Origin of the sequence: Kocuria sp. PD6 (assembly GCF_031844145.1) — a bacterium.
Taxonomy (GTDB): domain Bacteria; phylum Actinomycetota; class Actinomycetes; order Actinomycetales; family Micrococcaceae; genus Kocuria; species Kocuria marina.
This window is the reverse complement of the sequence record NZ_JAUZUS010000024.1, coordinates 1-10308: the sequence shown is the minus strand read 5'-3', so window position 1 is coordinate 10308 and position 10308 is coordinate 1. Positions and strand designations below refer to the sequence as shown.

Annotated in this window: 7 protein-coding genes; 4 read left to right on the top strand and 3 right to left on the bottom strand. The window is 69.1% G+C overall.

The genetic code is table 11. The annotated features are described in order from the left end of the window. Positions 1-567 (top strand): aquaporin (locus Q9R22_RS13030; RefSeq protein ID WP_311254293.1); only part of this gene is annotated, 567 nt, incomplete at its 5' end. Positions 568-752: 185 nt separating this feature from the next. On the opposite strand, the gene cydD is transcribed toward Q9R22_RS13030, so the two are convergent. The 3 genes from cydD to Q9R22_RS13015 are packed head-to-tail and all read right to left on the bottom strand — an operon-like array spanning position 753 to position 6902. Next, the gene (cydD, locus tag Q9R22_RS13025; protein ID WP_131332603.1) at positions 753-4199 is read right to left on the bottom strand and encodes a thiol reductant ABC exporter subunit CydD; all 3447 of its coding nucleotides are present in this window, start codon (positions 4197-4199) and stop codon (positions 753-755) included. Further along, positions 4196-5290 (bottom strand): cytochrome d ubiquinol oxidase subunit II, encoded by a 1095-nt coding sequence (gene cydB, locus Q9R22_RS13020; RefSeq protein ID WP_019311286.1) that lies wholly within the window; start codon positions 5288-5290, stop codon positions 4196-4198. Before cydB ends, cydD begins: the two co-directional genes overlap by 4 nt. Before the next feature lie 28 nt (positions 5291-5318). Further along, positions 5319-6902, bottom strand: coding sequence for a cytochrome ubiquinol oxidase subunit I (locus Q9R22_RS13015; RefSeq protein WP_019311285.1), 1584 nt, complete (start codon positions 6900-6902; stop codon positions 5319-5321). A 108-nt stretch (positions 6903-7010) separates the two neighbouring features. On the opposite strand from Q9R22_RS13015, the gene Q9R22_RS13010 reads away from it, so the two are divergent. From Q9R22_RS13010 to Q9R22_RS13000, 3 genes are all read left to right on the top strand, one after another. After that, entirely contained in the window at positions 7011-7397 is a 387-nt protein-coding gene (locus tag Q9R22_RS13010; protein ID WP_257879654.1) for a BlaI/MecI/CopY family transcriptional regulator, read from the top strand. A 6-nt stretch (positions 7398-7403) separates the two neighbouring features. Continuing rightward, on the top strand, positions 7404-8354 hold the full coding sequence (locus Q9R22_RS13005) for a M56 family metallopeptidase (protein ID WP_019311283.1): 951 nt from the start codon (positions 7404-7406) through the stop codon (positions 8352-8354). 313 nt (positions 8355-8667) lie between these two features. Further along, positions 8668-10308: peptidoglycan DD-metalloendopeptidase family protein (locus Q9R22_RS13000; RefSeq protein WP_311254292.1), on the top strand; the 1641-nt coding region annotated here is incomplete at its 3' end.

Below are 10308 nucleotides of genomic sequence, written 5' to 3'. Positions count from 1 at the left end.
GCGGTCGTGTCCGGGCGCACTCCGGCCAAGGTCGCCCTCGGCTACGTGGTGGCCCAGGTGCTCGGGGCGCTGGTCGCGGTGGGCATGCTGTGGGCGGTGCTGATGACACTGATTGATGCCTCCACCACCGCCCAGGCCTTGGGGGCGGTGGCCAACGGCTACGGGGAGAACTCCACCTCCCAAGCCGGTTGGTCCACCGTGCTTCTGGTCGAGTTCGTGGCGACGACGCTGTTCGTCCTCGTGGTCCTGGGCTCGACAGCCCCACGGGCCAACGCGGTCCTGGCCCCGGTGGCGATCGGGGCGAGCTTCGCCTTCCTGCTCACCATCCTGGCGCCTTTCGACGGCGGGTCGCTGAATCCGGCCCGCTCCACCGGCACCGCGGTTATCGGGGGTGTTGAAAGCCTGTCTCAGCTGTGGCTGTTTTGGGTTGCCCCGTTGCTGGGGGGTCTGGTGGCGGGTCTGATCTACCGTGTGGTAGATCTGGGCCGCTCACCCCGCCGCGCCACCGTGCCGCCCGCCGAAGACGCCACAGCGAGCACCGACACCTCCATCGCCCCGGGAGCGTGAGGGAGCCGAGCGGTGTCTCGTCACGGGATGGTCCTACTCGCCATGGCGTCTTCTCGGAGCCTTCCGGATTAACCCGTGCCAGCGCAGGTCAGCCGGGCGCCGGCGCTGAGGACGGGTCGAGCAGAGTCCCCGGAAGGGCTGTATCCCATCTGGGACGCCTGGAATTTTCTGCGTTGGCGGGACGGTCAGGGAACACGCGTCAGTGACCGGTCGCCGTTTCTAGCCTGCGCATGGTCACTGGTCTGTGCATGGTCACTGGGCTGTGGTGCGCAGTGCTGGTGCGCTCCTGGCAGGTGGAGGCGAACGTCTGCTCCAGTGCGTTGTTCGGCGTGGTGGGTCACGAGCACGACGATGCGGTCGGACAGTGCTGAGCGCAGGTCGGAGATCAGCGAGTGGGCAGCGGGTGCGTCGAGGTGAGCGGTGGGTTCGTCGACGAGCAGGACGTCGGCGCGGGTGAGCAGCGCCCTGGCGACGGCGATGCGTTGTCGTTGGCCTCCCGAGAGGCTCCCTCCGCTCGGGCCGACTGGTGTGTCCAGGCCCTGGGGCAATCCACCCATGAAGGACTCCAGGCCCACGCGGGTAAGGACCTCATGCATGTCCTCATCGGTGGGCCGATCGTTTTTCCCCCGGGCGAGCAGGAGGTTCCCGCGGATGGTGGAGTCGAACAGGTGTGCCTCCTGGGGGCACCAGGCGAAGCGTCGCCGCAGCTGCCGGGCGTCGAAGGTGGTGCTGTCGGAGCCGTTGACCTGCCATGAGCCCTCCGCGGCGGGCAAGTGGCCCAGGAGGGTCGCCAGCAGGGTGGATTTGCCTGAGCCGGAGGGACCTTCAACGACGAGCCACCGGCCCCGGCGCACGGTGGCCTGGAGGTGGCGGAATGCCGGGGCCGGCGCCTGCGGCCAGGTGACGGCCAGGTCGGCCAGCGTCAGCTCTTGGACCTGAGCCGGAACCAGCCCGGCGGGGGGCCGAGGTCGCTTATGGCGGGTGGTTGTGGCGGTGACGGCATGGACCTTGCGCAGCGACTGGGCCAGCGCGGGCCACTGCTGTACCGCATCGACCGCGCCGAGCAGCGGATCGATCAGGCCCAGGGGCAGCAGCACGAGTGCGGCGACGACCGGTGCGGAGATTGTGCCTGCCGCCCGGGCTTCGACGGTGGTTGCCAGCATGAGCACGGAGGAGAGGGAGCAGGCCAGCACCACGACGGCCTCGCCCAGGCCCCGCGCCCAGGCAGTGGACCGGGTTGCGGTGTCCGCGGACTGCTCGAGGTCGTCGAGCCGGGCGAGCATGTCCTTGGCTCGATCGTTGGCGCGCAGCTCGTCGGAGGCGGCGACCATCGCGGCGAAGCGGCGGATCACGCTGGAGCGCACGACGGTGAGGTGGCGGGCCGCGGATCGGTCGGCCAGCAGCGCCGCGACGGGCCCGGCGAGCAGCCCGCCGAGGACGGCGACCAGTAGCGTGGGCACCGCGCTGGGGCACAGGGCCATGACGGCGACGACAGCCCCCAGGGCGGTGCCGGCCCCGGCCATCGGTGGCAGCAGGACCCGGGGGGCCAGGTCGCGGACCCGGTCGGCGGCGTCGACCAGGTGCTCCAGGGCCGCCCCACCGGTGGCTAGAACCCGGGAGGCCAGGCCTCGGGCGGCCAGCCCGGCCCAGATCCGGGACCTGAGCTCGGTGGTGGCGGACAGGACGGCGTCGTGGGTGGCCAGTCGTTCGGCGTAGCGCAGCACGGCGCGGCCGATGCCGAAGAAGCGGACGCCGACGATGGCGACCATCAGGTACATGATTCCCGGCTGCTCGCTGGCGCGCACGATTAGCCAGCCCGACAGCGTGGTGAGGGCGGCGGCGAACAGGGCTGAGGCCGTCCCCAGGGCCGCTGCCCCCAACATGCGCCAGCGAGTGGAGGCGAGGAACGCCCTGAGCTCGCCCAACGCACCACCGGAGGTCTCGGCGAGTGAAGAAGTGAACGCCTCGCCCTGGCGATCGGAGGCCTGCTGCTCCTCCGGGGCGGTGGTTCCTGGCTGGCGATGCGCCCCCTCCCCGCGGGGGCTGGCGGGCTGCCCCAGGAGCACTTTCTGGTCGGCGAGGGCGGTGATCTCGGTTTCGTGGGAGGCCAGGATCACGGTGGTGGTGCCGCGCAGGTTGTCGATGAGGTTTCTGATGCGGTGCGTGTTGGTGGGATCGAGGTGGGCGGTGGGCTCGTCGAGGAGCAGCAGCCGGGCCCCGGCGGTGATGCGGACCAGGCCCCGGGCCAGGCCCAGGCGGCGCAGTTCCCCGGGGCTGAGTTGGTTCGGGTCCGCCTCGGCCAGCCCGGTCAGTCCGACTCGCGCGAGGGCGTGGTGGGTGGAAGCGGTGTCGTGGGCGTAGAGCTGGATCTCGTCGAGGACGGTCTCGCCGACGGTGTGGATGTGCTGAGGCACCCAGGCCACTGCAGCCGGGTCGATCCCGTGGATGGTTCCTTTTTGGGCTTCGATGGTTCCGGCGAGGACCCCGAGCAGGGTGGATTTGCCGCTGCCGCTGGGGCCTTCGACGCTAGTGATAGTTCCGGAAGGGATTTCGGCGTCGAGACCGGATACTGCTGGGGAGGGCCGTCCTGGGTAGCGCACGACCACGCCACTGATTCGCACCGCGGGTGCCTGGTCCGCTGGGGTGTCCGGCTGGGGGTTGATCGTTGCGGGGTTCGATTCCGGTGGCGTCGGTCTGCGGATGTCGGGGGCCGGGGGCTCGGCGACGATCTCACGGGAGCAGTGCAAGGCTGCCATGCCGTCCTGGGAGGCGTGGAAGGCTGCGCCGAGGTCGCGGAAGGGGGCGAAGCATTCGGGGGCGAGGATGAGGGCAATGAGTCCCACCAGGAGGTCGAGGTCACCGTAGACGAGGCGCACGCCGACGAACACCGCCACGACGGCGACCGAGAGCGTGGCGATCAGCTCGAGCACGAGCGCGGAGAGGAACGCGGTGCGCAGGGTCACCATGGTTGTGTGCCGGTGCTGCTCGGAGACATCGCGCAGCGCCGCAGCCTGCTCCTCGATCCGTCCCAGGCCCACGAGGACGGGCAGTCCACGGGCGAGTTCGACCAGGTGGTGGGAGAGTCGTTGAAGGGCGGCGGAGGACTCCTCAGCCTTGTCCTGGGAGTGCAGCCCGATCAGTGCCATGAACACCGGAATCAGGGGCACGGTGAGCACGATGATGAGGGCGCTGACCCAGTCGGCGGCCAGGATCCGCGCCCCGACCAGCAGAGGCACGGTGGTGGCGGCGGTGACCGAGGGCAGCACGCGCGCGTAGTAGTCGTCGAGGGCGTCGAGGCCGATGGTGCCCACAGTGGTCGTGGCGCCGACGTCGTGGCCGCCCCCGGCCAGGAGGCGGGTGGCGAGTTCTCGGCGCAGCCCCCGCTTCGCCCGACCGGCGGCGCGGACGGCGACGACCTGGGTGGCCCAGGTGGTTGCGGCACGCAGCAGCCCGGCACCGACCCCGACCAGCAGAGCCCGTTGCCAGGCCGCCGTGTCATGAGCGATGACCCCGACGATGCCGCGGGCCAGGGCTTCGGCCATGCCGATCAGAGCCAGAGCCTTGAGCGCTCCGAGGAGGCCGAGGGTGAAGACTGTGGCAGCACCACCGGGGCCCAGCGGGGGACGTTTCATGCCTGCTGGTTCCCGTCCGTGCCCGTCCCCGGCACACCCTCACGTCGGGTACCCGCGGCGCGGCTCGGGGCAACGGCGGGAAGGACGGGGTGGGGGGCGGGAAGATGGCCGGTGGTCAGGCGCCGGCGGAACACCCAATAGCTCCAGCTCTGAGCGAGCATCACCGAGGGCAAGCCGATGGCCGCCACGACGGTCATGACCCCCAGGGTGTAGTCGCTGCTGGAGGCGTTGGCCACCGTCAGGTGGTGGGCGGGGTCGATCGTGGAGGGCAGGACCACGGGGTAGACGTTGGCGAAGATTGAGGTAAGGCCGCAGAACAGCAGTGCGGCGGAGCCGGCGAAGGCGCGGCCTTCCCGGCCCAGGCGGGCGCTGGTCCACCCGAAGAGCGCGGCGACGACCGCGGCACCGACCAGGGGCCAGGTCCAGGCCTTGTCGTGGAGCACTTGAACGGCCAACACCCACACGGTGAGCGGCACCAGCGCGGCCGGGCCGAAACGGAGGAGGAACTGGCGGGCACGCACCCGGACCGGGCCCTCGGTCTTCAGTCCCAGGAAGGCCGAGGCGTGCACGAGGCAGAAACCGACCAGCGCCAGCCCACCGAGCAGCGCGTAGGGCGTGAACCAGGCGAAGGCCCCGCCGACGCGGTCGCCGTTGGCGTTCAGCGGCAGGCCCGTAGTGGTCAAAGCCAAGGCAGCACCGAGCCCGAAGGCGACCAGGAACGATCCCCCGCCCAGGGCCCGGTCCACCCACCGCCGCCACCGGTCGCTGTGGACCTTGCCGCGGTACTCGATGGACACCGCCCGGAAAATCAGCCCGACCAGGACGAACACGAAGGGGACGTACAGGGCAGAGAACAAGGAGGCGTACCAGTCGGGGAAGGCGGCGAAGAGCCCGGCGGCTGCGGTGATCAGCCACACCTCGTTGCCGTCCCACACCGGGCCGATGGTATTGAGCATCTGCCGGCGCTGGCGCTCATCGCGGGTACTGGTGAGCATGAGCATCCCCACGCCCAGGTCGAAGCCGTCCAGGAGGATGAACCCGGTCCACAGCACCGCGATGGCGATGAACCAGAGAGTGGGAAGCAGTTCCATGTCAGGGGCCGTTCTGTGGTCGTCGGGCTCAGTAGGCGAAGGCCAGCACGTCATCGCGCCGACCGGTCATGCCCTCGGGATGGGCGGGGTCATCTTCGTGGTGGGCGAGCTCGGGCATGGCCGAGGCGACCCCGCCGCGCACGTAGCGCACGAGCAACCTCGTCTCCACCACCAGCAGGACCGCGTAGATCAGCCCGAGGGTGATGAGGGAGAAAAGGATCTCCTCCCCGCTGACTCCCGGGGAGACGGCAGCGGCGGTGTACATGTACACCCCGTCCACACCACTGGGGTTGGGATTCGGGACGACCACGAACGGTTGCCGTCCCATCTCGGTGAACACCCACCCGGCAATGTTGGCCCCGAAGGGTGCCAGGATGGAGGCCACCGCCACCCACATCAAGGGCTTGGAAGCCGGGACGGTGCCCTTCCGGGTGAGCCACAGCGTCAGCGCCGCGAAGCCGGCGGCGAGCATGCCGAAGCCGATCATCAGGCGGAACCCCCAGTAGGTGACCTCCATTAGGGGCAGGTAGTCGATCTTTTGGCCGGCCCGTTCGCCGTACATGGGGTCTTCAGGCAGGTGGGTGCCGTAGGCGGCCTCGTACTGTGGGATGAGGGTGTTCACGCCCTTGACTTCGGTGTCGAAGTCCCCGTGGGCCAAAAACGACAGCAGGCCCGGGATCTCGATGACGTTGGTCACCTGGTCACAGTCCTGGGCTCCGAGCGGGCCCACGGCCAGCACCGAGAAGCTGGTGCCATCGTGGCAGGCCGCCTCAGCGGCGGCCATCTTCAGCGGCTGCTGGTCGAACATGAGCTTGCCCTGCAGGTCCCCGGTGGCGGCGACCCCGCCGAAGGCGACGGCGGCGACCACCGCACCGATGCGCAGGCTGGACAGCCACACCGCGTGGTCGACCCGGTCCCGCCCGGGAATATCGGCCCGCTCTCCCACGACCACGGCACCGGAGTCGTCGACGGTGTCGATGTTGTCCCGGCGGCGCTGCCACAGCTGGTACCAGGAAACCCCGATCAGGAACGCCGCGCCCACTGCCACCGCTCCGGCCAGGGTGTGGGAGTAGGCCACCAGGGCCGTGTTGTTGGTCAGCACCGCCCACACGTCGTTCATCACCGGGCGGCCGTCCACCATCTCCACGCCCACCGGGTGCTGCATCCAGGAGTTGGCGACGATGATGAAAAAGGCCGAGACCACGGAGCCGAGCACCGCGGTCCACAGCGTGGCCAGGTGCAGCTTCTTGGGCAGGCGGTCCCAGCCGAAGATCCACAGGCCCAGGAAGGTGGACTCGAAGAAGAAGGCGAGCAGGCCCTCCATCGCCAGCGGTGCGCCGAAGACGTCGCCGACGAAGCGGGAGTACTCGCTCCAGGCCATCCCGAACTGGAATTCCTGCACCAACCCGGTGGCCACGCCCATGATGAAGTTGATCAGGTAGAGCTTGCCCCAGAACTTCGTCATCCGCAGCCAACGCTCGTTGCCGGTGCGCACCCACATCGTCTGCATGAGCGCCACCAGCAGACCCAGCCCGAGCGTGAGCGGGACCATCACGAAGTGGTAGACGGTGGTGATCCCGAACTGCCACCGGGCGATCTCCAACGGATCCATGGGTTGTCCCCCAAGCCTTTTTACAGTGGTGTAGAAGTAGTTCTACGAGTCGTAGAACTACTTCTACACCACTGTAGAACACGTGGGTCGGTCCGCTAGAATCAGCTGGTGGCAACCAACGAATCGAAACGTGCAACCTCCTTAGGTGACCTGGAGCGATCCATCATGGAGATCCTCTGGCAGGCGGACACCCCCCTGTCGGCCTACGACCTCCAGGACCAGCTCCCCCTAGCCACCGACAGCGGTCGCCCCCGCGCCGCCACCACCGTGCTCACCGTCCTGTCCCGCCTGGAGCGCAAAGGCTTCGTCACACGGGAACGCACCTTCCGCCCCCACCGGTACCACGCCGCAGCGTCCCGCGAAGAGCACATGGCCTCCCTCATGCACGAGGTCCTCGGAACAGCCAACGACCGGGCCGCCGTACTCGAACGCTTCGTCGGGGGCGTCAGTTCCGAGGAGGCACAAACTCTGCGGCGCCTCCTCGACGACCACTGAGTCCATGTGATCAGCGCCTCGATCGGCCTCGCGGCATTTGCTCTCGCCCTGGCCTGGCCCGTCCCGATCCTTTTCTCGCACGCCAAGTGGCCGACCCGCGCCCCCGCCACCGCACTGGTGCTCTGGCAGGCCGTCGCCCTGGCCGGCGGGCTGTCGATGCTCGGGGCCTTGCTCACCTTCGGCCTGGCCCCTTTTGGGCCGGACTTGGTCACGGGCGGCATCAGCTTCGCCGCTAGCTTCTTGGGAGATCAGCCATGGGTGCCCGCAGGCCCGATGCACATCCTCGCGCTGTCCGGAGCAGTTCTGCTCGGCGGGCATCTGCTGCTGAACCTGATGGTCACGATTGTGCGCGCCGAACGCGATCGCCGGCGCCATGCCCAGCTGGTCCTGCTCCTGAGCACACCGTTGCCCGATGCCCCCGGCACCCGGCTCCTCGACAACCCCGCCCCTGTCGCCTACTGCCTCCCGGGGGCGTTCACCACGATGACCGTCCTCTCTGCCGGATTGCTGTCACTGCTCGATGAAAACGAGCTGGACGCGGTGATCGAGCACGAGAAGGCACATGCCACCCAACGCCATGACATCGTGCTGATGCTATTCCGCGCCTGGAAGGCTTCCCTGCCCTGGTTCCCCATCGCCGACCGCGCTCACCGCGAAGTCGGGCTCCTCGTCGAGATGCTCGCCGACGACCGCGCCCGCCGGAGCGTCGACGACCGTACCCTCGCCCGAGCCGTCGCCCTTGTCAGCACCGGTGGATCCGCTGCTCCCTCGCACCGCTTCCAAGGCACCTGGACAGGCGCGGCCCCTGCCGAGGACGCCCGTCATCGCATCCTGCGACTGGAGGCCACGCCCGTGCCGGCGGGACAAAAGGCAACAGTCATCGGCGCAGCCGCTGCGCTCATCATCGTGCCCACCATCTTGCTGCTCGCCCCCGGCCTCACCAATCTGCTCGACTGACCACAGGCGCGAACCACCCTGGCTGCCACGGCAACACCTGACCCATGACTCGGCGCCCTGACACCGAGATCTACCGCGTCACATGAGGTACATCAGCGCCACTTTGCCACCGATTCAGGAACCTCGAATCGGAGGGCGGCAGCTCTGCGCGTCATACAGCGTTGCGTGCCCGCACGACACCGCATTAACGGGAGCGAAGACGTATCCTCAGGAGGATTGTCCGTGCTCCTACGCGCACACCAATGTTTGATGCCTGCGGTCCGTTGCTCGATCTTTCCGTCGTTGCCCGCGACGTCCTGGGGGAAACACCATCATGCCCCGTGACTCCTCTCGCCGCCCTGCCAAGCCCGACCTCCGTCACCGCGCCTCCTCGCCGGTGAGCGCCCTCGCCGCGTTCTCGGCCCTCGTGGCGCCGAGCGTGGCCGTCAGCTCGGGCGTCACTCCGGGGGCCGGCGAAGAACGAGGGGCTGCCTTCGGGGTGTCGGCGGGCTCCTCGGCCTCCTCGGAGCGGTCGGACAGCGGGTGGAGCCTCTTCGCGTCAGGTCAGGAGCGGCAGCACCCTCCGGCGGCACCGTTGCGGCAGAACCGTTCCACCTCGCCCGTCCGTGACGGCGCCGCAGGCAACGGGTCCTGGCGCCAAGGCACCGGGCCGGGCGACGCCGCCCGGAACGCGGCCTCGACGGTGCGCCCGGGGCGACATGCACCGAGGCTGTACTCGGGCGAGCTTCCCGTCAACACCCTCATCGCCCCCACCACTCCCGGGGCCGTCCTGACCGGGGGAACCTTCGGGTGGCGGATCGCCCCCGATCGCGGCGACCGCGAGTTCCACAACGGCACCGACGTCTCCGCAGCCGCAGGGCTGCCGGTCGTGGCGGCCGCCGAGGGCGAGGTGACGGCCGTGTTCTGGGACGTCTGGGGCGGCAACCGTGTGGAGGTCACCCACGCGGACGGACTGAGGACCACCTATAACCACCTCGAGGACGTCAGGGTGGCCACCGGTGACCGGCTGGCCGCAGCCGAGCAGCTCGGTTCCGTCGGTGCCACCGGAACCCGAGTCACGGGACCAAACCTGCACCTCGAGACCTGGGTCGACGGGCAGGCCGTGGACCCCCAGTCCTTCGACTGGGTCGACGGTCTCCGCGTCATTCCCGCCTCCCGCAGCAAGTACTCCTTGGAGGTGCCCGTGCCGGCCCCCGTGGATGACGAGACCACCGCCAAGAAAAAGGCCGCCTCGGACGAAGAAGCTGCCGAGCAGAAGGCCGCTGCCACCAAGAAGGTCACGAAGGAGCCCCAACCCACGGCCGAGCCTTCCGCTCCTGCGAAACCCAGCCCCACACCGGCCCCTCCACCGTCAGCGGCGCAAAAGCCCACGGCCATCCAGACCAAACCCGTAAAACCCGCCCAACCGGCACCAGCTCCTGCCCCGCCCGGCCCCACAACGGCACCACCCCAACCGGCACCAGCTCCTGCCCCGCCCGGCCCCACAACGGCACCACCCCAACCGGCACCAGCTCCTGCCCCGCCCGGCCCCACAACGGCACCACCCCAACCGGCACCGTCACCGTCTGCGGACACTGGGAGCGAGAAGGAGCTCCTGCCCGGAGTGGCGCCCCGGGTTCCGGACACCAAACGGGACACCGATCGCGACGGCACCCTCGACATCAATGACACCGACCTCGACGGGGACGGCATCGACAACAAGGCTGACGACAACCTCGACGGCGATAAGTTCATCAATGAGGTTGATCCGGACATGGATGGGGACGGCCTGCTCAATGAGGAAGACCCGGACATCGACGGGGACGGCATCCTCAACGACAAGGATGAGGAACCCATACGCCCGGCACGAGTGGCGCCCGCCAAACCAACTCCCGAGACTGGTGTGCCCAGCGATCCTGTAGGGATTACGGCCCCTGCCGGGGGAACTCAGGCTGCTGGGACCTCGTCGGCCACC

Bases quoted from the DNA above. Each gene is read 5' to 3' on its own strand.
- Q9R22_RS13015 (WP_019311285.1), bottom strand. From the start codon at position 6,902: ATGGATCCGTTGGAGATCGCCCGGTGGCAGTTCGGGATCACCACCGTC.
- cydB (WP_019311286.1), bottom strand. From the start codon at position 5,290: ATGGAACTGCTTCCCACTCTCTGGTTCATCGCCATCGCGGTGCTGTGG.
- cydD (WP_131332603.1), bottom strand. From the start codon at position 4,199: ATGAAACGTCCCCCGCTGGGCCCCGGTGGTGCTGCCACAGTCTTCACC.